The following is a 20,141-nucleotide window of genomic DNA, read 5'->3' on the forward strand; positions in this document are numbered from 1 at the left end:
CCTCCAGGTCAGTCTCCGGCACGAACGGCGGCGGGGGGAAACGCTCCCCCCGCACTCACCTTACGTGCCCGGACGGCGATCAGGCCATGTGGAGCTGGACGTACTCGAAGTCGCCCGGCTTGTTGTCGATGCCGACGCGCGGCGGGGCGATCCAGCCGGCATACTTGCCGGGCTCGGTGACCGGCACCATCAGCGACTTGATGAAGTCGCCATCGGCGGTGGTCGGCAGCCACTCGTCGCGCCGGCGATCCCACTCCTCGCGCGAGATGGTCTCGCCCTCGGGCGTGATCGGCTGGCCGGCGAACACGCCGATCTGCCGGTGGAAGCCCTGGTGGGGGAGCGTCATCTGGAAGTTGACGCCGGTCTTCGAGATCATCGTGTTCCAGCGGCCGACGCCACCCGAGGCGTCCTTCACGTAGTCGTCGCGCAGGCGCATGTTGATCGCCGACAGCGCCGGCACGTCGACGGTGAAGACCTTGCCCTCCTCGAAGCGCACGACCGGGTAGGTGTCGTCGTGGAGGCGGTGGTCGTCCTCGAGCTTGACCTCGTGATAGCGCCCCTTGATGCCCGCGTTGAAGGCATTGGCGGCGTTGGTGGACTCCTCGGCGCCGAACAGGTCCAGCGACAGGGTGTAGTGCAGGTTCAGCTTCTTCTGAATCGTCGGCAGGTCGATGACGCCGAGATTGCGCACCGCCTGGATGTCGTACGGATCCTCGATGCCGGCCTCGCGCATTGCCTCGCAGGTGCGCTGGATGGTGCGGCCGACGCCGGTCTCGCCCACGAACATGTGGTGGGCTTCCTCGGTCAGCATGAAGCGGCAGGTGCGCGACAGCGGGTCGAAGCCGGACTGGGCCAGGCTCTCCAGCTGCATCTTGCCGTCACGGTCGGTGAAGTAGGTGAACATGAAGAAGGAGAGCCAGTCCGGCGTCGCCTCGTTGAACGCGCCCAGCATGCGCGGGCTTTCCTCCGACCCTGACTGACGGCGCAGCAGGTCGTCGGCTTCCTCGCGACCGTCGGCGCCGAAATACTTGTGCAGCAGGTAGACCATCGCCCACAGGTGACGGCCTTCCTCGACGTTGACCTGGAAGAGGTTGCGCATGTCGTAGAGCGACGGAGCAGTCATGCCGAGATAGCGCTGCTGCTCGACGGACGCCGGCTCGGTGTCGCCCTGAATGACGATCAGGCGCTTCAGCATGTTGCGGTATTCGCCCGGCACTTCCTGCCAGGCCGGCTGACCGGCATGCTCACCGCAGGGGATGGTGCGGTCCTCGACCTCGGGCGCGAGCAGGATGCCCCAGCGGTATTCCGGCATCTTCACGTAGTCGAATTTCGCCCAGCCCTTCGGGTCGACGCTGATCGCCGTGCGCAGATAGACCAGCGACTCCTGGAAGTTCTGCGGGATCAGGTCGTTCCACCAGTTGATGTAGCCCGGATGCCAGCGCTCGAGCGCCTTCAGCACCCGCTTGTCGGAGGACAGGCCGACATTGTTCGGGATCTGGGTGTCGTAGGCGACGTTGATGAGATCGAGCATGTTTCTCTCCCTGAGATGGTCTTGCCGGCGCGGGCCGCGGGGACGATCGATCGCCCCGCCGGATCGCGCGCCGGCCAACGTTTCACGAACACCGTGACTGGATCCCGCCGGCGCACCGGCGCTGGAACGCTAGACGCGGCGCAGGTCGTAATTTCCGCGGACGCCGGTGCCGTAGCGCCGCAGCGCGCCGTCCTCGCCAACCGCGTTGGGGCGCTGGAAGATCCAGTTCTGCCAGGCGGTGAGGCGACCGAAGATGCGGGTTTCCATGGTCTCCGGACCCGGGAAGCGGAGGTTCGCCTCCATCCCGGTCAACGCGTCCGGCGAGAAGCTCGCGCGCTCTTCCAGGAAGATGCGGACCTCGTCCTCCCAGTCGATGTCGTCGAAGGCGAAGGTCACCAGGCCGAGCTCGTTGGCGTCGAACGCTTCCAGGCTCTCGCCGACCCGCTCGTGCGCGGCATCGACCCGCTCGGGTTCGCCGAGGAAGCGCGTCTGCAGCCGGGTCAGATCGTTGGCCATCGGGAACGGCCCGAAGTTCGCCTTGGTGAGCGTGATCGACGCGACGTGACGGTTGTCGCCCTCGAAATCGCCCTCGGCCATGTAGGACCGGTCCACCGCGAACAGCAGCTCCGCGAGCACGCCGGTGAAGCAGGACCCCGGCTCGACCAGCGCCACCAGCGACCGCGAGGTCATGTCGACCCGCTTCAGGATGCGCTTCCAGTAGAGCAGGATTTCGTTCGCGAGCCAGTCGGAGCGATTTTCGAAGAGGAAGCCCTCGTGGGCGGCGACCTTTTCCGGGTCGCCCTGGCTGCGGAACACCAACACGCCGAGTTCCAGCTCGTTCAGGCGGATGTGGAGAATGGCATCGTCGAGCTCGCGCGCCGCGCGCAGCATCCACGTGGCCGCCCCCTCGTCATGGAGCTGCTCGACGCTGGACGGCGCCGGATCGGTCGGGCCGTTGACGGTGAGGTAGGCGATCCGCTTCTCGCAGTCGACTTCCAGTTCCACGGTCGAATAGGTGACGCCGCCATCGTCGTTGAAGGTGCGGCTGATCGGCGTCAGCTCGATGCCCTTGGCGTCGGACGGACGCGACGACTTCGCGGCGTATTCCGAAACGCGCGTCGCGATGGTCTCGTCGTACTTGGAGTTCGGCACGGAGTCGTCGACAAGGCGCCAGTCGAGCGCCTTCTTGCCGCGAACGCCCTCTTCCATCGCGCAGAACACGTCGGCGAGATCGCGACGGACCTTGCGCTTGTCGGTGACGCGGGTGAGGCCGCCGGTGCCCGGCAGCACGGCCAGGAGCGGGACCTCGGGCAGCGCGACGTTGGAGTTGCCGTCGTCGGCGAGAATGATGTGGTCGCAGGCGAGCGCCAGCTCGTAGCCGCCGCCGGCGCAGGCGCCCTTGATGGCGCAGATGTAGTACTGGCCGGATTCCGCGCCCGCCGCCTCGAAGGTGTTGCGGGTCTCGTTGGTGAACTTGCAGAAGTTCACCTTGTGGGCGTGAGCGGCGCTGGCGAGCATGCGGATGTTGGCGCCGGCGCAGAAGACGCGGTCCTTGCCGGACTGCATCACCACGACCTTCACCTCGGGATGCTCGAAGCGCAGCCGCTGAACGGCATCCGCCAGTTCGATGTCGACGCCGAGGTCGTAGGAATTGAGCTTCAGCTCGTAGCCGTCGAAGAGGCCGCCGGACGGATCGACGTCCATCGTGAGATGGGCGACCTCACCTTCGCAGGACACCCGCCAGTGGCGGTACTTGGACGGGTCGGTCTGGAAATCGATGCGCTTGGTCACGCAGGCCTCCCTGAGGGTCTGTTTTGAGCAATATAGTGCACGCTCGGAATCGGTTCAATTCTAAAGTGGCGCTTGGAGACGCAAAAATCCGGGCTATTTCGCCCTGACCCTGCCCTCTCAAGCGAGATTCACAACGGAATCATGCATTATATTGCATATTACCGCCGTGATAGTCGATCATGCGCTGGTACGGTGGCCGCGCTTCGATCGAACCGATGCCGGGCGCCGCAGCAAGCGTTGCGAGGAACTCCGCGGTCGAACTCCGCGCCGCGTCGAGGTCGAGGCCCATGACGTGGGAGTCGCCGCCGATGGCCGCCTCGTCGAGGCAGCTTGAAGCGATCACCACGAGCCGCATCGCGGCACGATCCCGGCCCATCCGCAGCTTGAGGCAGGCGTTCGCCACCTGAATCAGGCCCTGCACCATCGCGCGCTCCGCGCTGTTGGGGCGGGCGCCGATCCACACCGGCTCCCAGACCTCATGGGTTTCCCAGAAGTAGCCGTGACGATAGAGGCGAAAGCCGGACAACCATGCCTCGTGCTGGAACCACAGATCGGGATCGGTCGTCTCAGGTGCCGCCGCGGAGATGGCGAAGACCGGGCCGCTCTCGGGCCGCGGCGTCAGGCTCGGCACGTAGGGTTCGTCCGGCAGCGGCCAGGCCTCGACGTCGGGCATGGCCGCCGCCCCGCTCACAGCGCGGCCTCGGCGGCGGCGCCGGCAAGCGCGTCCAGCATGGCCGGCGCGCCCTGCACGGCGGTGCGCTGCATGTGCATGCGCAGGCCGCGCAGCCCGCCGAGCTCCTCGCCCCCGCCGGCCCGCCCGGGTCCACCGTGGACGCACATGGGCATGACGATGGCGTGGCCGGTGTGATCGCGCCCGACCTCCTCGTCGACCACCATCACACGGCCGTGGAACGGCGCCACGCCGAGCACCGCGGCGCGCTTGGCATCGGCATCGTTGGAGAACAGGCTGAGAGCCAGCGATCCTCCGCCCCGGGCCGCGAGCGCGATGGCGTCGTCGAGGCTGGCGTACGGCATGACTGTCGCACACGGGCCGAAGACCTCGATCTCGTGCACAGCGCGCGCGCCGGCCGGATCGGCACAGGCAAGCAGCGTCGGCGCGAGGAAGGCGCCGGCCTCGGCATCGGCACCGACGACCTCCTTCGGGATGCCGCCGCCGCAGACGACGGTCGCTTCCTGCGTGAGGCGCGCGATGCCTTCGAGCGCGGTCTTGCGCTGGCCGAGATCAACCAGCGGCCCCACCCGGACCGTCTCGTCGGCCGGGTTGCCGACGGCAAAGCCCGCGACCTTGGCGGAGACGGCCTCGGCGAAGGCGTCGGCGTGGTCAGCCGGCACCAGCACGCGGCGGATGTTGGTGCAGAGCTGGCCGGCCTTCACGCTGAGGGCTGACACCACCTCGCGCACCGCAAGATCGAACACTGCGGTGCCGGGCGCGGCGTCGGGGCCGAGAATGGTGGCGTTGATGCTGTCGGCCTCGATGTTGACGCGCGGCGCGGCGGCCAGGACCGCCGGATCGCCGCGCAGCATCGCACCGGTATCGGCCGAGCCCGTGAAGGCCAGCGAATCCATCGGCGTCAGCGCCTGGACGAGGTCCTTGCCGCCGCCGCAGACCAGCGACAGGGCGCCGTCCGGCAGCACCTTCGCGGCGATCACGTCGGCGACCATCTGGTACGAGAGCCAGGCCGTGGCGGACGCCGGCTTGGCGACGCTCGGCACGCCCGTCATAAGCGCAACCGCCACCTTTTCCCACATGCCCCAGGACGGGAAGTTGTAGGCGTTGATCTGCAGCGCCGCGCCGGGCCGGGTCGTCCAGATGTGGCGGGACGCGAAGTTGCCGCCCCGGGCAAGCATGTCCTGGCCGGGCTCGATCAGCGTCTTCGCATCGCCCAGCGACTGGGCGAGCCGGGCATAGAATTTCAGGGTTCCGATGCCGCCGTCGATGTCGATGGCCGCGTCGCGCGCCGTGTTCCCGGAATTCCTGCGGGCGATCTCGCCATAGGCCTCACGGTTGGCGGTCAGAACGTCGGCAACCGCCTTCAGGAGCGCGCCACGCTCGGCGAACGACAGGGCGGCAAGCGCCGGGCCGCCCGTGTCGCGGGCGTACGCGAGCGCCGCCTTGCCGTCGACGCCGGTGGCATCGACCAGACCGAGTTCCTCGCCGGTGGTCGGATCGATGAAGGGCCGGCCCTCGCCGGTGCCCGCGACCCAGCCGCCGGCGACGTAACTTTCAAGTTTCATACGACCTCCACGCGCGCGGCCTCGATGCGATCGAGCCGGGCAATGTATTCGGTGATTTCGGCGAGCGTCTGTTCGGGCTTTTCCAGGAACGGCGCGTGGCCGGCCCCTTCCACGATCACCCGGTCGAGCGGCGAATAGAGCCCCTCCTCCAGCGCCTCGATCTGGGCGAGCGTGCCGTACTGGTCGGCGGCGCCCTGGATGGCGAGCACGGGAACACGGATGTAGTCGATGGCGTAGGCGATGTTCCAGGTCTGGAAGGCCGGGTCGAGCCAGGCGTCGTTCCAGCCGCGGAACGCACCGTCAACGTCGGCATGGTACTTGGCGAGCCGGGCGCGCAGGTCCCCGCTGTCGAAGGCCTCCTTCGCCCTGGCGATCGAGGCGAGACCCTCCGGCTCGGTGAAGAAGTGCGGCGCGATCAGGATCAGGCCACGGATGCGGTGATCCTGCACGTTGCCCGGATAGAGCGCGGCGATGGAGGCGCCGTCGGAATGGCCGAGCAGGACGCCGGACCGGAAGCCGATCGCGTCCAGCACCTTCGGCAGCACGTCGACGGCCTCGCGGGCCATGTAGTCGAGGGGCCGCGGCAGCGCGACGGGATCGGACTGGCCGTACCCCTGGCGCGAATAGACGAAGACTCCGTGGCCAGTCGCCTTGGCGAGCTTCTCGGGAAAGTCGCGGAACAGGGCGACGCAGCCGAGCCCCTCGTGCAGCAGCACGATGGTCGGACTTTCGGCGGGCGACGGCCCGAAACAGCGGGCCTCGAGCCCGACGCCCTCGATGTCGAGGCGGATGGGCTGATCAACGGTCCAGATCATGGTCACCCTCCCACTTGCTGGCGCAGCTTGAAGCGCTGGATCTTGCCGGTCGCGGTCTTCGGAAGCTCGTCGACGAAGTCGATCCAGCGCGGATACTTCCACTTGCCGACGCGCTCCTTGACGTGCTCGCGGAGCACGGTCGCCATGTCGTCGCCGACAACCCCCTGCTTCAGCACCACGAAGGCCCGCGGCTTCTCCAGCCCGGTCTCGTCGTCGGCCGGCACAACGGCCGCCTCCAGGACGTCCGGGTGCGAGACCAGCGCCTGCTCGATCTCGAACGGCGACACCCAGATGCCGCTCACCTTGAACATGTCGTCGGTGCGGCCGCAGTAGACGAGGCGGCCGTCGGCGCGGCGCTCGTACTTGTCGCCGGTGCGCGTCCAGTAGCCCTCGAATGTCGAGCGGGTCTTGTCGCGCTGGTTCCAGTAGCCTTCCGCCGCGGACGGCCCGTGGACGAGCAGCTCACCGATCCCGCCGACCTCGACGTCGCGTCCGGCCTCGTCGACGAGGCGGAGTTCGAAGCCCGGAACCGCGCGGCCCGAGGTGCCGTAGCAGATGTCGCCCTCGGCGTTGGACAGGAAGATGTGCAGCATCTCGGTGGAGCCGACGCCGTCGAGAATGTCGACGCCCGTGCGCGCCTTCCAGCGGCTGCCGACTTCCTCCGGCAGCGCCTCGCCGGCCGACACGCAGATGCGCAGCTTCTCGCAGCCGGCGGGCCGGGAGTCGGACATCGACGCCAGCATCGCGGCGTAAAGGGTCGGCACGCCGCAGAACACGGTCGGGCGGACCCCTTCGAGCACGCCGAACACGCTGTCGGGGGTGGGACGGCCGGCCAGCAGCGCGGCGGTCGCGCCAACCGACATCGGGAAGGTCATGCCGTTGCCCAGCCCGTAGGCGAAGAACAGCTTCGCCGCGGAATAGACCGTATCGCTCTCGGCGATCTTCAGAACCTGGGCGGCGTAGGTGTCGGCCGTCGCCTTGAGGCTCGAGTGAACGTGGCGGACGCCCTTGGGCAGGCCCGTCGAGCCGGAGGAATAGAGCCAGAAGGCGCACTCGTCGGGCGAAGCGTCGACCGTGGGACCCGGTTCGCTTTCCGCAAGTTCGGCCGCGAAGTCGAGGTGCGGGCCGGCGTCGCCGCCGATGACGAACACCGAGGCGAGGTCATGGGCCTGGTCGAGGATGGGCGCGACGGTGTCCAGGAGTTCGGCGGAGACGAACAGTGCCTTGGCGCGCGCATCGCGCAGGATCGCGAGGAACAAGTCGGCCGAGAGCAGCGTATTGACGGGGATCGGGATCACGCCGGCCTTCAGGCTGCCCCAGAAGATGACCGGGAACTCGACCGTGTCGAGCACGATCATCACCGCGCGGTCCTCGCGCCGGATGCCATGACGACGATAGAGGCCAACCATCCGGTCCGTCGCGTCGGCGAGGCCGGAGTAGGTGATGGACCGGCCCTTGCCGCCGCTCTCGACGAACGCGGTCTTGTCGCCGATCCCCCGCTCGACGTGGCGGTCCACGAAATAGGGCGCGGCGTTGCCGCTCATTGCCTGCACGGGCGTATCCTCCACGATGGTCTTATCGGTTCTGCGGCCCCGCTCGGCTCGGCGCGGTCCGGTCTGGAACCGCAGATCGCGGCTCCATCGGGGGCGGTTCGAGCCGTCCCCGGGGGTCTGGCGCCTCAGCGGCCGGTGAACTCGATCTGCCCCTCGGGCAGGAAATACAGCACGTAGGCATCGCCGTCGGAGACGGTCGGATGATGGTCGCTGCCGGGCGGGTAGACGTACCAGCCCTCGGCCATCCCATCGAACTTCGCATCGCCTTCGATCGGCATGATCGCACCGATCTCGCCGGTGGTGTGAACGTGATGCGGGCCGCGGATGTCGTTCATCCGCACGACGTCCACGCTGAAGCGGCCGGCCTCGCCGCCGGGCTTGACCGGACGGCAGAACTTGATGCCGCCGTGCTCGCGCTGCAGCAGCCAGCCGTCGGCCTCACCCTCCGCGCACAGCGCGCGCAGCCGGGCGAAGTCGTCGCCGTCCTTGGGAAAGGTGGCGTTGAGAAAGGTGGCCAGGCCGTCGTCCAGCGGCCGGTCGCCCATCCGGGTTGCGATCTTCGAGACGAGATCCCGAAATGCCTGTTCGCTCATGGCGTCCTCCCGGTTTGCCGCCCCCGCCGCACGTCCGGGCGGCCTTTGGAGCGTTTCGCGTTTCTGCATTATTATGCATACGCCTCCCACGAACTGCAACCCGCGAGGTAGCATTATATCCCGCCCCGCCGCCAAGAAGCGGATTTGCTTTACGGCTCCAATCCGTTAGCGCAGGCAGTCAGACGGACTCCAGAATGTGCATTATATTGCTTGCGCCGCAAAAGTCGCTCGGATAGGGTGGTCCCGTTCGGTCGAAGCGTCCCAAAAACCAACAACAGGGGCGATCACCGTACGGCTTTCGAGCAGGCGCGTCCCGATGGGAACGACCTGGCTTTCGGGTACGAGGAAACGACCGACACCGGCCCACCGTGGCTGGGCCAATTCCGCGTGTCGGTTTTGGGAGGGACAAGAATGTTCAAAACAGTGACTGGCGCACTCGTGTGCGCGTCCTTCGCTTTCGCCGCCGTTCCGGCGTCGGCGAAAGAGGTCAAGGTCGGCTTCCTGCTGCCCTACAGCGGCGTCTACGCCGCACTCGGCAAGGACATCGACGAAGGCTTCATGCTGGCGATCGAGGAAGCCGGTATGGACGGCGACATCACCGTCGTCCGCGAGGACACCGAGGTGAAGCCGCCGGTGGGCCTGTCGAAGACCCGCAAGATGGTGCTCGAGGACAAGGTCGACGTGCTGATGGGCCCGGTCTCCTCCGGCGTTCTCGGCGCGATCCGCGACTTCGTCGACCAGAGCAAGACCCCGCTGATCGTCTCCAACGCCGGCAACGACGAAGCCACCGGCGAGGACTGCAGCCCCTACATCGTCCGCGTGTCGTTCTCCAACAGCCAGGTCAACCGGCCGATGGGCCAGTGGATGTACGACCAGGGCGTTCGCAAGGTCTACACGCTCGCCCCGGACTATGCCGCGGGTCATCAGCAGATCACCGCCTTCGCCGACGCCTTCAAGGCGGCCGGTGGCGAGATCGTCGGCCAGGAATACACCCCGTTCCGGACCACCCAGGACTTCGGACCGTTCCTGAGCGCGGCCCAGGCGACCAACCCGGACGCGGTCTACGTGTTCTACGCCGGTGGCGAGGCGATCAACTTCGTCAAGCAGTACGACGCGTTCGGCCTCAACAAGACCGCGACGCTGCACGGCTCGGGCTTCGTGACCTCGCCGCTGTACGTTGATGCCGAGGGACCGGCCGCCGTCGGCGTCATCGGTTCGCTCCACTACATCCCGACCCTGGACACGCCCGAGAACAAGAAGTTCGTCGAAGCGGTTGAGAAGAAGTACGGCCGCCTGCCGTCGGAGTACACCGTGCAGGGTTACGACGCCGGCCGCTCGCTGGTCGAGGCCATCAAGTCGGGCGCGACCGACAAGGAAGCCATCGCCAAGGCGCTGCCGACCGTCAGCTACACCAGCCCGCGTGGCCCGGTGAAGATCGACCCGGAGACCAACAACATCATCCAGAACGTCTACGTCTACGACACCGTCGACGGCACGGACGGAAAGCTCACCCAGAAGCTTCTCGACACCGTCGCGAACGTTCAGGATCCGGTGAACGGCTGCAAGCTGTAGGCTGCGGACGTAACCTTCCGGGCCGGGCGTTTCGAGAACCGATCCGCCCGGCCTTTTCATTTCCCCTGTTGGACGGGACGGGCTGATGAGCATCGACTGGTCGTATTGGGCGGTTCAGACGCTGAACGGACTTCAGCTGTCGATGCTCCTGTTTCTGTTGTCGGTCGGGCTGACGGTCATCTTCGGCCTGCTGCACTTCATCAACCTCGCCCACGGCGCGCTCTATGCGCTCGGCGCCTACATCGGCATCACCGGCGCCACGATGACCGGATCGTACTGGGCCGGCTTCGCCGCCGCGCCCATCGTCGTCGCGCTGACCGGCATCCTTCTCTATCTCGGCCTGATGAAGCGCATGCGGCGCGCCGGGCCGATGAACCAGGTTCTGGTCACGCTGGGCCTGATCTTCGTGTTCGTCGACATCTTCCGCCTGACCTGGGGCGACATCGCGCTGGGGACGGCCGAGCCGACCCTGTTCACCGGGCGCTCGGAGCTGTTCGGCGTGGTCTATCCCACCTACCGGCTGTTCATCATCGCGCTCGGTGCCATCGTCATGGGCGCGCTCGCCATCGTGCTGTCGCGCACCCAGCTCGGCGCGATGATCCGCGCCGGCGTCGACAACGACCAGATGGCCGCCTGCCTCGGCGTCAACGTCGAACGGATCTTCTTCCTCGTCTTCTGCGCGGGCTGCGCGCTGGCCGGGCTGGCGGGGGCGGTGGCCGCACCGGTCTTTTCCGCCCATCCGGACATGGGCACCGAGATCCTCATCTCAACGCTCATCGTCGTCGTGGTCGGCGGAATGGGCAGCCTGCGGGGCGCGGTCGCCGGCTCGTTCCTGGTCGGCTTCGCGCAGACGTTCGGCACCGTGCTGATCCCCGGGATCGCGTCGCTGCTCATCTATATCCTTCTTGCGGTGGTCCTGGTCTTCCGACCGACCGGCCTGTTCCCCGCACGGGCCTGAGGCAGCGCAGATGTTCCGACAGACCCTTCTGAAGACCCTTGTCATCGTCGCCATCTTCGCCGCCGCCATCGTCTACACGCTGACCACCGGCTACTTCGGCAAGGAACTCGTGGTCGAGGCGGCGACCCTGGCCATCCTCGCCATCAGCCTGGACATGGTCGCCGGCTACGGCGGCATGATCTCGCTCTGCCACGGCGCCATCTTCGGTGTCGGCGCCTACACCTACGCCGCGCTGACGGTGCTGTTCGAGGTGAACCCGTTCGTCGCGCTTGGCGCAGCGGTGGTGGTCTCCGGCGTTTTCTCGTTCCTGGTCGGGGCGGTGACGTCGCGCACCCACGGCATCTTCTTCATCATGGCGACGCTCGCCTTCGGCCAGATGGCCTACGTGCTGGCCTTCGAGAACAAGGCACTGGGCGGCGACGACGGCCTGTCCGGCGTGCCGCGCATGGACGCCTCGGCACTCGGGCTGGATTTCAACGACTCGCTCCAGTTCGCCCTGTTCGCCATCGCGGCGGCGGCGCTCGTCTACGTGATCGCCGCGCTCGTGCTGCGCTCCGGCTTCGGTCGCACCCTCGTCGGCATCCACGTCAACGAGGCGCGGATGCGCGCCGTCGGACTGACCGTGTGGCGCTACAAGGCCACGGCATTCGCCATCTCCGGCGCATTGGCCGGCCTGGGCGGCGCGATCGCTGCCCAGCAGACCATGTTCGTCTCGCCGGAGCTGATGGCCTGGATGGTCTCCGGCACGGTGCTGATGGTGGTGATCTTCGGCGGCATCGGCACCCTGGTCGGGCCCGTCGTCGGCGCCGTCGTCTGGGTCTTCCTGAAGCACGAGATATCCTCGGCCACCCCCTACTGGCACATCGTGGCCGGTGCGGTGCTGATCCTCACCATCGTCGCAGGCGGCCGCGGCCTGTACGGCCAGATCGAGTACATGGTCCGGCGGCGGCGGACGAAAACACCGCCGCCTGCCGCACCGGCCATCGGACAGGAGAGCGAGACCCATGCTTGAGGCGCGCGCACTCAACAAGTCCTTCGGATCCCTGGTGGTCACCAAGGATGTCTCGTTCAAGCTGGAAAAGGGCGAACGGCGGGTCGTCCTCGGGCCCAACGGCGCCGGCAAGACCACGCTGTTCAACCTGCTGGCCGGCGAGCTGAAGCCAAGTTCCGGCGAGATCGTCATGAACGGTCGCGACATCACCGGCCTGTCGATCGCCGCCCGCGCCCGGATGGGGCTCGCCCGCAGCTACCAGAAGAACAACCTGTTCGGCTCGCTGACCGTGCGCGAGAACCTCGCGCTTGCCGTGGCGACCGCCCGCGGCGCTGCCGGCTGGATCATGCGCGACACGCTGCGGGATCCGGAGATCGTCGAGGATGTGCGCGCTGCCGCCGATTCCGTTGGACTGACCGAGGTCCTCGACATGCCGGTGGATGCCGTCTCCTATGGCGTGCGACGGCAGCTCGAGGTGGGGATCGCGCTGTCGACGCGGCCGAGCGTGCTCTTGATGGACGAGCCGACGTCCGGGGTCGGCCCCGGCATGATCCAGGCCTTTCACCGGCTTCTGCACACGCTGCCGCGCGACCTCACCGTCCTCATCATCGAGCACGACATGGACCTGGCCTTCGACGTCGCCGACCGGATCACCGTCCTCAACTACGGCGAGGTCGTCTTCGAGGGAACGCCGGAGGAAACGCGCGCGAGCCCGATGGTGCGTGAAATCTATCTCGGGGAGTGGGACGCTCATGCTTGAGGTCACCAACCTCGAAACCGGTTACGGCGAGACCCGCGTCATCCACGGGCTGAGCCTGGAAGCCCATGCCGGCCGCATGCTGGCCATCCTGGGGCGCAACGGCGCCGGCAAGACGACGACGCTCAAGGCGGTGATGGGCCTGTTGCCCGTCACCAGCGGCGATATCCGCTTCGAAGGCGCCTCGATCGCCCGCGCCAAGTCCTATGAGATCGCCCGGCAGGGCGTCGCCTACGTCCCCGAGACGCGTGACATCTTCCCGTCACTCACGGTGCGCGAGAACCTGATGCTCGCCGCCCGCAACGCGCCCGACGGTGCGGAATGGACACTGGACCGGGTGATCGACTTCTTCCCGCGGCTGGGCGAGCGGCTCGGCAATGGCGGCAACCAGCTGTCCGGCGGCGAGCAGCAGATGCTGGCGATCGGCCGGGCGCTGCTGATGAACCCCCGCCTGCTGATCCTCGACGAGCCCACCGAGGGGCTCGCGCCCATCATCGTCCGGCAGATCCACGACAAGCTCGCGGCCCTGAAGGACGCGGGCCTGACGATGATGCTGGTGGAGCAGAACTTCGGGTTCGCCACGAGCCTTGCCGACGAAGTCGTCATCGTCGGGCGCGGCAAGGCCGTCTGGCGCGGATCGTCGGGCGACATCCGTCACGATGCGGAGACCCAGCAGAAATGGCTGGGCGTCTGACCGGCCGCTATCGCGCCTCGAGCAGCGCGAACGGCCAGTCGGCGAACAGGTCGGCGATGCGGACGGTTCCGCCGGCGATTTCGGCGCCGGTGAGCACGTCGCGGTAGCCCGCGGCCGTTGCGGGCAGGCTGACCGTCGTGTCGCCCCAGACCTCGGCCGACCGGGGGTCTTCTCCACCCTCGATCAGCGCATAGGCAAGCCGCGGCACCACGGCGACGACCCGGCCCTCTGCCCGCGCGAAGCCAACCACATGGCGGGCGGCGGGCCCGGCGGCGTCCAGCGCCACGTAGGATCCGGTCGTCACCGCATCCGGCTGACGTGCGCGCAGCGCCAGCCCTGCCTGGATGATCCGTTGCTTGACGAGACCGAGCACGGGGAAGCCCACGCCCGGCCAGGCCGGCAACGCCGCCTCGAGCTGGCGCGCGAGGTGATCGAAATTGATTGGTCGCCGGTTGTCGGGATCGACCAGGGACAGATCGATGTCCTCCGAGCCCTGGTAAATGTCCGGCACGCCGGGGGCAGCCATCTTGATCACCGTCTGGGCCCAGCTCGTCAGGCTGCCCGCGCGGATGAAGGGGACCAGCATCCGCAGGAAATCGTCGAGGAACTCGCCGTTCTCTGCCTCGAACAGCGCTTCGGCGTAGGCCCGGACACCCGCTTCGTAGTCCGCGTCGATGTCGATCCAGCTGGTGCGCCGCTTCGCCTCGCGCAGCGCCTTCTCCACATAGCCCTGGAAGCGGTCGCGAAGCTCGGCCAGGCCATCGGGATCGTCGGGTCCGAGATTGGCCGGCCAGACGCCGGCAAGCGACTGGAACAGCAGCCATTGGGTCGCCGGACCCGGCACGGGATGGCCGGTGCGCATGTCGACGCGACCCATGTTCAGCTCCCGCCACCAGGCGACCGCGGCAGACCAGGTTTCCGGCGCCTCGCTGATGGCGTAGAGCCGCGCGCGGGCGTCCTCGCCGCGCTTGGTATCGTGCGTCGCGGTGGCCAGGAGGCCACTCGGCTGCTCGGCGACACGGCGTGCCATGGCGGCGTGGAACGCCGCCGGATCGAGCGCGATGTCGTCGGGATCGCCGCCGACCTCGTTGATCGCGATCAGGCGGTTGAAGCGGTAGAACAGCGTGTCTTCGATGGCCTTCGCCATCACCGGGCCGGTCAGCTGCTGGAACCGGATGCGGAAGCGCGCCGCGCGCTCCGCCAGCGCCGGATCGACGTCCCCGGTAAGTGCCGACCGCACGATCGCGACCGCCGCCGGATTGAGCGCCGGCGCATCGGCGATGGCCTGGGCCAGCACCGACTCCACCAGCTCCCGGTCTCGGGCCGCAATACCGTCCGAGTCCGCATAAGTGCGGTAGACGGGGAACGCGACGATCACCTCGGTCAATGCCGCCTGCAGGTCCTCCGCCGACACGGTCTTTCCGCCGGATGGGGTCGCGGCCAAGCTCACGAGTGAGGCGACGAGGCCGGAAAGTTCGCCGGCAAAATTATGGGTCGCCATGCGGAGTTTCGCATCGCGCCGCTCCGCCGCCAGGTCGGTCGGCTCGCCGAGGCAGTGGCGGTAGGCCTCGTCAAGCTCGCCAAGCCGCGTCTCATCGGTCATCAGGCCACCGATCGCGGTGATGAACTCGTAGCCCGTCGTTCCCTCGATCGGCCAGGCCTGTGGCAGGGATTCGTGGCCCTCGAGGATCTTCTCGACGTGGATCGGCACGTCGGGCCCGACCGCTTCGCGCAACTGCGCGAGGTAGGCCGTGGGATCGGCGAGACCGTCGACGTGATCAACGCGCAGGCCGTCGACGGTGCCATCGGCGACGAGTTCGAGGATCAATCGATGGGCATCCTCGAAGACAGCCGGATCCTCCACCCGGACACCGACGAGGCCGGTCACCTCGAAGAAGCGGCGGTAGGAGAGATGGCGGCGCGCATCCTGCCAGAAGATCAGATGCCAGGGCTGCGCATCGTGAAGCGCCGCGAGCAAGCGCCCGTCGTTCGACAGGCGTGCGAGCTCGGTTTCGAGCGCATCGCGGTCGCCGGCCGAGTTCAGCATGTCGGCCATGGCGGCATGGAACGCGTCGGGCGCGTCCGCCCGCGCCGAGGATCCGAGGGCGGCGATGTCCCGGATCAGATGATCGTCCGACGCGTCGGCGAGAAGCCGGTAGGTCTCGGGAGCGAGCGGCAGAAGGTTGTCGAAGTAGGCGAGCACGAGCTGGCCGGTCTCGCGATCCGCAACGAGGCGGAGATCGCCGTCGGCGACGATGCCGGCGAAGTCCTTGCCGAGGATCGGCAGCGTCAGCCGCTCCGACCAGTCGATATCAAAGTGGCCGGCATAGCGGCTTTCCACGCCCCACTCGACCACGTCGCGCCACCAGGGATTTTCCAGCGAGGCCGCCATGTGGTTGGGCACGATGTCGAGGATCAGGCCCAGGCCCTCGGCCCCGAGTGCGGTGCCCAGGCGCTCCAGGCCCGCGCGTCCGCCGATCGCCGGATCGATCTCGTTGAAATCGGTGACGTCGTAGCCGTGGGTGGATCCGTCGACGGCGGTGAACACCGGCGAGAGATAGAGGTGGCTGATGCCGAGCCGCTTCAGGTACGGCGCGATCGACAGCGCCGCGTCGAAGGTCATGCCGTCGCGCATCTGCAGCCGGTAGGTCGCGACGAGGGGCACACGACGGGTCGACATGGGAAGGTTCATCCGTGCTCGGGCGCGACCGCCGCGACGACGCTGTGGCAGGCAAGATCATGCTCCCCGGGCGCCTCGCCTTCCGGGGCGAACCGGTAGATCACCTCGCCGGTGACCGGCGGCAGGGTGCGCACCTCCGGCGACAGGTTGGCGCGCAGTTCCAGCCGGCCGCCGGCCAGCGTCCAGTCGACGGCGATGGCGCCGTCATCGGCGAGCAGGATCCGGCCGGCGTTGCCGCCCGCGCCCTTCAGGAGCGGGACGACGCGGCTGTGGCGGACCGCGAGAAGGTCGCGCACGAAGGCGTTCCACGTCTGCCCCGACTCCGTCTCGAGCTTCCCCCAATCGAGCTTGGAGGCGGCAAAGGTGCTTTCGGCGTTGGGGTCCGGGATGTGCCAGAGTTCGTTGGCAGAGCCGTGGAAGGCGGCGAAATGGATGAATTCCCTGCGCCTGCCCTCGCGGACCGCGTCTGCCAGTTCGCCGTGGAAGTCGGTGAAGAAGCAGAACGGCCGCGTCTCGCCGTACTCCTCTCCCATGAACAGCAGCGGCACATGAGGCGACAGCAGCAGGATCGCCGTCTGTGCCTGGACGATTTCGTGCTCGGCGAGGTCGATCAGCCGCTCACCGAAGGCGCGGTTGCCGATCTGGTCGTGATTCTGGATGAAGTCGACGAAGGCGGTGGGCGGCAGGTGAGCACTCGGCTCGCCGCGGGGCACGCCTCCAGCGAAGCGCGATTCCTCGCCCTGGTAGGCATAGCCTTCCGCCAGCGCGCGGGCGTACTTGCCCCAGTGATCCTCGGCAAAGTCGATGTAGTAACCCTCGCTTTCGCCGGTGGCGATGGCGTGGGCCACGTTGTGCAGATCGTCGTTCCACTCGGCCGTGTGCAGCACGACCTGGCCCTGCTCGTCCCGCTCGTGCAGCGAGGTGATGTTCCGGTTGTCCTCGGTCGCCAGATGGACCGGCCGATCGGTGACCTGCGCGCGCACTTCCTGAGCGATCTCGATCAGGATCTCGGTTTCCGACTCCTCGTCGATCACGTGATCGACGGCGTCGAGCCGCAGGCCGTCCAGATGGAACTCGGTCAGCCAGTAGAGCGCGTTTTCCACGAAAAACCGCCGCACAGGCGGCTTCTCATAGGCGATCGCGGCACCCCACGGCGTGTGCCGCTCCGGATGGAAGAAGTCCGCTGCGTAGGCGTGGAGGTGGTTCCCGTCGGGGCCGAAGTGATTGAAGACGACATCCAGGAAGACCATCAGACCGAGCCCATGGGCCGCATCGACGAACGCCTTCAGGTCATCCGGCGAGCCATAGGCGTTGTGAGGGGCATAGAGGAGGACGCCGTCATAGCCCCAGCCCCGATTGCCGGCGAACTGGGCCACCGGCATGATCTCGACCGCCGTGATCCCCGTCTCAGCGAGATGCGGCAGCCGCTCGATCGCGGCCAGGAACGTCCCCGCCTCGGTGAACGTGCCGATGTGGATTTCCGAGATTACCGCCTCTTCCCACGGCCTTCCGGCCCAATCGGGATGGCGCCAGCGGTAGCCCGTCGGATCGAAAACGACGGAAGGTCCATGGACATCGTCGGCCTGGGCCCGCGACGCGGGGTCCGGAACGACGCTTCCGTCACCGAGAACATAGATATACTCCGCGCCGGCCGCGACGTCCGAGCGGGTGACCTCGAACCAGCCATCCTCTCCCCGGTCCATCGGGTAGTCGGCTTCGCCGAGACGCAGGCTCACCGATTGCTCGTTCGGTGCCCATAGCCGGAAACGCACCGTACCCGGGGCGACGAACTCGGCGCCCCAGGTACGGCTGAACTGTCTGGAATGCAGGTTTGGCGTGTGTGACGTCACGATCTACTCTCAAGCAACACGAGGGCGCGCGGCGGCGCGTCGATTTCGCCTCCCTCAATCACGGACTTCGCCTTCTGCAGCACGATGCCGTTCGAGGTGTCGACCAGCAGCCCCCATCCCGAGCCCGCGGCCGCTTCCGGAAGCGTGAACCGGACCGACTCGTGATGGGCATTGAGGACCATGTAGAGGCACTCCTCGCGGCCGCACATCATCAGCGCCATGGCCCGGGACTGCGGATCCTCCCAGTCGCCCGGTTCCATGCCGTTTCCATCGGGCCTGAGCCAGCGCGCCCAGGTGCCGCTGCGCGGCTCGGGCTCCTCATGCAGGAAGCGATCCTGGCCCAGAAGGGCACGCGACCGCCGCAGGGCGGTCAGGCCCCTCACGAAATCCTGGAAGGCCATTTCGCGGGGATCGTCGATCTTCCAGTCGAGCCAGTTGATCTCGGTGTCCTGGCAGTAGGCGTTGTTGTTGCCGTTCTGCGTCCGGCCGATCTCGTCGCCCATCAGGATCATCGGCGTGCCCTGGGAGAGCAGCAGCGTCGCCATCATGTTGCGGCGGGCCCGGTCACGGGCCTCGATGATACCCTGATCGTCCGTCGGGCCTTCGGCACCCCAGCCCCAGCTGAGGTTGTGGGAATGGCCGTCGTTGTTGTCCTCGCCGTTCGCCTCGTTGTGCTTGTGGTCGTAGCTGACCACGTCCATCAGCGTGAAGCCGTCGTGGGCGGTGACGAGATTGATGCTGGAAGACGAGCGGCGCCCGCGCTTTTCAAACAGCGCCGAAGAGCCGAGAAGCGAGTCGGCCAGACGCGGCAGGTTCCCCTCATCGCCCTTCCAGTAGGAACGGACGGTGTCGCGGTACTTGTCGTTCCACTCGGCCCAGCCGGGCGGGAAGTTGCCGAGCTGGTAGCCGTCAGGACCCGTGTCCCAGGGCTCGGCGATGAGCTTCACCCGCGAGAGCACGGGATCCTGGCGGACGGCGTCGAAGAACACCGCGTTGGTCTCGAAGGCGTCGCGGTTGCGGCCCAGCGAACTCGCGAGATCGAAACGGAAGCCGTCGACGTGGCACTGCTCGACCCAGTAGCGCAGGGAATCCATCACCATCTGGAGGACGCGCTGATGGCCGAGCGCCACCGTGTTTCCGCAGCCGGTGGTGTCGTAATAATAGCGCGGGTCGTCGCCCAGCAGGTAGTAGCTGGCATTGTCGATGCCGCGGAACGAGAGGGTCGGCCCCATCTCGTTGCCCTCGGCGGTGTGGTTGTAGACGACGTCGAGGATCACCTCGATCCCCGCCTCGTGGAGCCGGCGGACCATCAGCTTGAAGTCGTGGATGTTGCCGTTCGGCGCCAGATAGGTCTGGCGCGGGGCGAAGAAGCCGATGGTGTTGTAGCCCCAGTAGTTGGTGAGCCCGCGCTCGACCAGGTGCCGGTCGGGGAAGAAGGCCTGCGTCGGCATCAGTTCGACCGCGGTCACGCCGAGCTTCACCAGGTGGTCGATAACGCGCGGATTGGCGAGCCCCTCGAAGGTGCCCCTCAGGTGCGGCGGCAGGTCCTCGCGCAGCGCGGTCATGCCCTTCACGTGGGCTTCGTAGATGATCGACTTCGACCACGGCGTCGCCGGACGGATGTCGGGCCCCCACGTGACCGCGGGGTCGACGACCACGCACTTCGGCATCACGAAGGCCGAGTCGCGCCGATCAAAGGAGAGGTCGCCGCGATTGTGGCCGATACGGTAGCCGAACATCGCGTCGTGCCACTTGATGTCGCCATCGAGCGCCAGCGCGTAGGGGTCGAGCAACAGCTTGTTCGGGTTGAACCGGTGCCCCGCGCTCGGCTCGTAGGGACCATGCACGCGATAGCCGTAGAGCTGGCCCGGCCGAACCTCGGGCAGGTAGCCGTGCCAGACCTCGTCGGTGAATTCCGGCAGGGCGATGCGCTCGATTTCGCGTCGCCCTGCCTGATCGAAGAGGCACAATTCCACCTTGGTCGCGTTTGCGGAAAACAAAGCGAAGTTGACGCCGGAGCCGTCCCAGTGCGCTCCCAGCGGGAACGGCAATCCCGCGGAAACCGTCTGTCGTGTCTTGGACATTGGAAGAAATCCGAAA

General features: G+C 67.3%; 15 protein-coding genes. 5 read left to right on the plus strand and 10 right to left on the minus strand.

Going from position 1 to position 20,141, the window contains the following annotated elements:
* Positions 1-79 precede the first annotated feature (79 nt).
* From boxB to AB7M35_RS11395, 7 genes are all read right to left on the minus strand, one after another.
* Entirely contained in the window at positions 80-1,531 is a 1,452-nt protein-coding gene (boxB, locus tag AB7M35_RS11365; protein ID WP_453959829.1) for a benzoyl-CoA 2,3-epoxidase subunit BoxB, read from the minus strand.
* A 129-nt stretch (positions 1,532-1,660) separates the two neighbouring features.
* Positions 1,661-3,322 carry a 2,3-epoxybenzoyl-CoA dihydrolase gene (boxC, locus tag AB7M35_RS11370; RefSeq protein ID WP_453959831.1) on the minus strand — a complete coding sequence of 554 codons (1,662 nt, stop codon included), beginning with the start codon at positions 3,320-3,322 and terminating at the stop codon, positions 1,661-1,663.
* Between the two features lie 139 nt (positions 3,323-3,461).
* Positions 3,462-3,995, minus strand: coding sequence for a DUF309 domain-containing protein (locus AB7M35_RS11375; RefSeq protein WP_453959832.1), 534 nt, complete (start codon positions 3,993-3,995; stop codon positions 3,462-3,464).
* Between the two features lie 14 nt (positions 3,996-4,009).
* Positions 4,010-5,578 carry a 3,4-dehydroadipyl-CoA semialdehyde dehydrogenase gene (locus AB7M35_RS11380; RefSeq protein ID WP_453959833.1) on the minus strand — a complete coding sequence of 523 codons (1,569 nt, stop codon included), beginning with the start codon at positions 5,576-5,578 and terminating at the stop codon, positions 4,010-4,012.
* Positions 5,575-6,393: an alpha/beta fold hydrolase gene (locus AB7M35_RS11385; RefSeq protein ID WP_453959834.1), complete on the minus strand. Its 819-nt coding sequence runs from the start codon at positions 6,391-6,393 to the stop codon at positions 5,575-5,577. Before AB7M35_RS11385 ends, AB7M35_RS11380 begins: the two co-directional genes overlap by 4 nt.
* A gap of 2 nt (positions 6,394-6,395) precedes the next feature.
* The gene (locus tag AB7M35_RS11390) at positions 6,396-7,937 is read right to left on the minus strand and encodes a benzoate-CoA ligase family protein (RefSeq protein WP_453960707.1); all 1,542 of its coding nucleotides are present in this window, start codon (positions 7,935-7,937) and stop codon (positions 6,396-6,398) included.
* A gap of 134 nt (positions 7,938-8,071) precedes the next feature.
* Positions 8,072-8,539 (minus strand): 4-hydroxylaminobenzoate lyase, encoded by a 468-nt coding sequence (locus AB7M35_RS11395; protein WP_453959835.1) that lies wholly within the window; start codon positions 8,537-8,539, stop codon positions 8,072-8,074.
* Positions 8,540-8,950: 411 nt separating this feature from the next.
* Between AB7M35_RS11395 and AB7M35_RS11400 the strand changes: the two genes are divergently transcribed.
* The 5 genes from AB7M35_RS11400 to AB7M35_RS11420 all read left to right on the plus strand — a co-directional run bounded on the left by AB7M35_RS11400 (position 8,951) and on the right by AB7M35_RS11420 (position 13,511).
* Positions 8,951-10,111, plus strand: coding sequence for an ABC transporter substrate-binding protein (locus AB7M35_RS11400; RefSeq protein ID WP_453959837.1), 1,161 nt, complete (start codon positions 8,951-8,953; stop codon positions 10,109-10,111).
* Between the two features lie 85 nt (positions 10,112-10,196).
* Positions 10,197-11,069: a branched-chain amino acid ABC transporter permease gene (locus tag AB7M35_RS11405; RefSeq protein WP_453959840.1), complete on the plus strand. Its 873-nt coding sequence runs from the start codon at positions 10,197-10,199 to the stop codon at positions 11,067-11,069.
* Between the two features lie 10 nt (positions 11,070-11,079).
* On the plus strand, positions 11,080-12,081 hold the full coding sequence (locus AB7M35_RS11410; protein WP_453959843.1) for a branched-chain amino acid ABC transporter permease: 1,002 nt from the start codon (positions 11,080-11,082) through the stop codon (positions 12,079-12,081).
* Positions 12,074-12,820 carry an ABC transporter ATP-binding protein gene (locus AB7M35_RS11415; protein WP_453959846.1) on the plus strand — a complete coding sequence of 249 codons (747 nt, stop codon included), beginning with the start codon at positions 12,074-12,076 and terminating at the stop codon, positions 12,818-12,820. Before AB7M35_RS11410 ends, AB7M35_RS11415 begins: the two co-directional genes overlap by 8 nt.
* Entirely contained in the window at positions 12,813-13,511 is a 699-nt protein-coding gene (locus tag AB7M35_RS11420; protein WP_453959849.1) for an ABC transporter ATP-binding protein, read from the plus strand. Before AB7M35_RS11415 ends, AB7M35_RS11420 begins: the two co-directional genes overlap by 8 nt.
* A 7-nt stretch (positions 13,512-13,518) precedes the next feature.
* Here AB7M35_RS11420 and treY read toward each other — a convergent pair whose 3' ends face one another.
* Genes treY through glgX form a run of 3 tightly spaced genes read right to left on the minus strand, consistent with a single transcriptional unit; the run spans position 13,519 to position 20,125 of the window.
* A complete protein-coding gene (gene treY, locus AB7M35_RS11425) occupies positions 13,519-16,191 on the minus strand; it encodes a malto-oligosyltrehalose synthase (protein ID WP_453959851.1) in 2,673 nt (890 codons plus the stop codon).
* Between the two features lie 8 nt (positions 16,192-16,199).
* Positions 16,200-18,020 (minus strand): malto-oligosyltrehalose trehalohydrolase, encoded by a 1,821-nt coding sequence (gene treZ, locus AB7M35_RS11430; RefSeq protein WP_453960709.1) that lies wholly within the window; start codon positions 18,018-18,020, stop codon positions 16,200-16,202.
* Between the two features lie 17 nt (positions 18,021-18,037).
* Complete coding sequence (gene glgX, locus AB7M35_RS11435; protein WP_453959854.1) at positions 18,038-20,125, minus strand: glycogen debranching protein GlgX; 2,088 nt, start codon at positions 20,123-20,125, stop codon at positions 18,038-18,040.
* Positions 20,126-20,141: the final 16 nt, after the last annotated feature.

Source organism: Amorphus suaedae (assembly GCF_053629675.1).

What these genes read in the sequence shown, in the direction of transcription:
- treY (WP_453959851.1), bottom strand. Translation starts at nt 16,191, where the DNA reads ATGTCGACCCGTCGTGTGCCCCTCGTCGCGACCTACCGGCTGCAGATG.
- AB7M35_RS11375 (WP_453959832.1), bottom strand. Translation starts at nt 3,995, where the DNA reads ATGCCCGACGTCGAGGCCTGGCCGCTGCCGGACGAACCCTACGTGCCG.
- AB7M35_RS11385 (WP_453959834.1), bottom strand. Translation starts at nt 6,393, where the DNA reads ATGATCTGGACCGTTGATCAGCCCATCCGCCTCGACATCGAGGGCGTC.
- AB7M35_RS11380 (WP_453959833.1), bottom strand. Translation starts at nt 5,578, where the DNA reads ATGAAACTTGAAAGTTACGTCGCCGGCGGCTGGGTCGCGGGCACCGGC.
- AB7M35_RS11410 (WP_453959843.1), top strand. Translation starts at nt 11,080, where the DNA reads ATGTTCCGACAGACCCTTCTGAAGACCCTTGTCATCGTCGCCATCTTC.
- glgX (WP_453959854.1), bottom strand. Translation starts at nt 20,125, where the DNA reads ATGTCCAAGACACGACAGACGGTTTCCGCGGGATTGCCGTTCCCGCTG.
- AB7M35_RS11390 (WP_453960707.1), bottom strand. Translation starts at nt 7,937, where the DNA reads ATGAGCGGCAACGCCGCGCCCTATTTCGTGGACCGCCACGTCGAGCGG.
- AB7M35_RS11400 (WP_453959837.1), top strand. Translation starts at nt 8,951, where the DNA reads ATGTTCAAAACAGTGACTGGCGCACTCGTGTGCGCGTCCTTCGCTTTC.
- AB7M35_RS11415 (WP_453959846.1), top strand. Translation starts at nt 12,074, where the DNA reads ATGCTTGAGGCGCGCGCACTCAACAAGTCCTTCGGATCCCTGGTGGTC.
- AB7M35_RS11420 (WP_453959849.1), top strand. Translation starts at nt 12,813, where the DNA reads ATGCTTGAGGTCACCAACCTCGAAACCGGTTACGGCGAGACCCGCGTC.
- AB7M35_RS11405 (WP_453959840.1), top strand. Translation starts at nt 10,197, where the DNA reads ATGAGCATCGACTGGTCGTATTGGGCGGTTCAGACGCTGAACGGACTT.
- AB7M35_RS11395 (WP_453959835.1), bottom strand. Translation starts at nt 8,539, where the DNA reads ATGAGCGAACAGGCATTTCGGGATCTCGTCTCGAAGATCGCAACCCGG.
- boxB (WP_453959829.1), bottom strand. Translation starts at nt 1,531, where the DNA reads ATGCTCGATCTCATCAACGTCGCCTACGACACCCAGATCCCGAACAAT.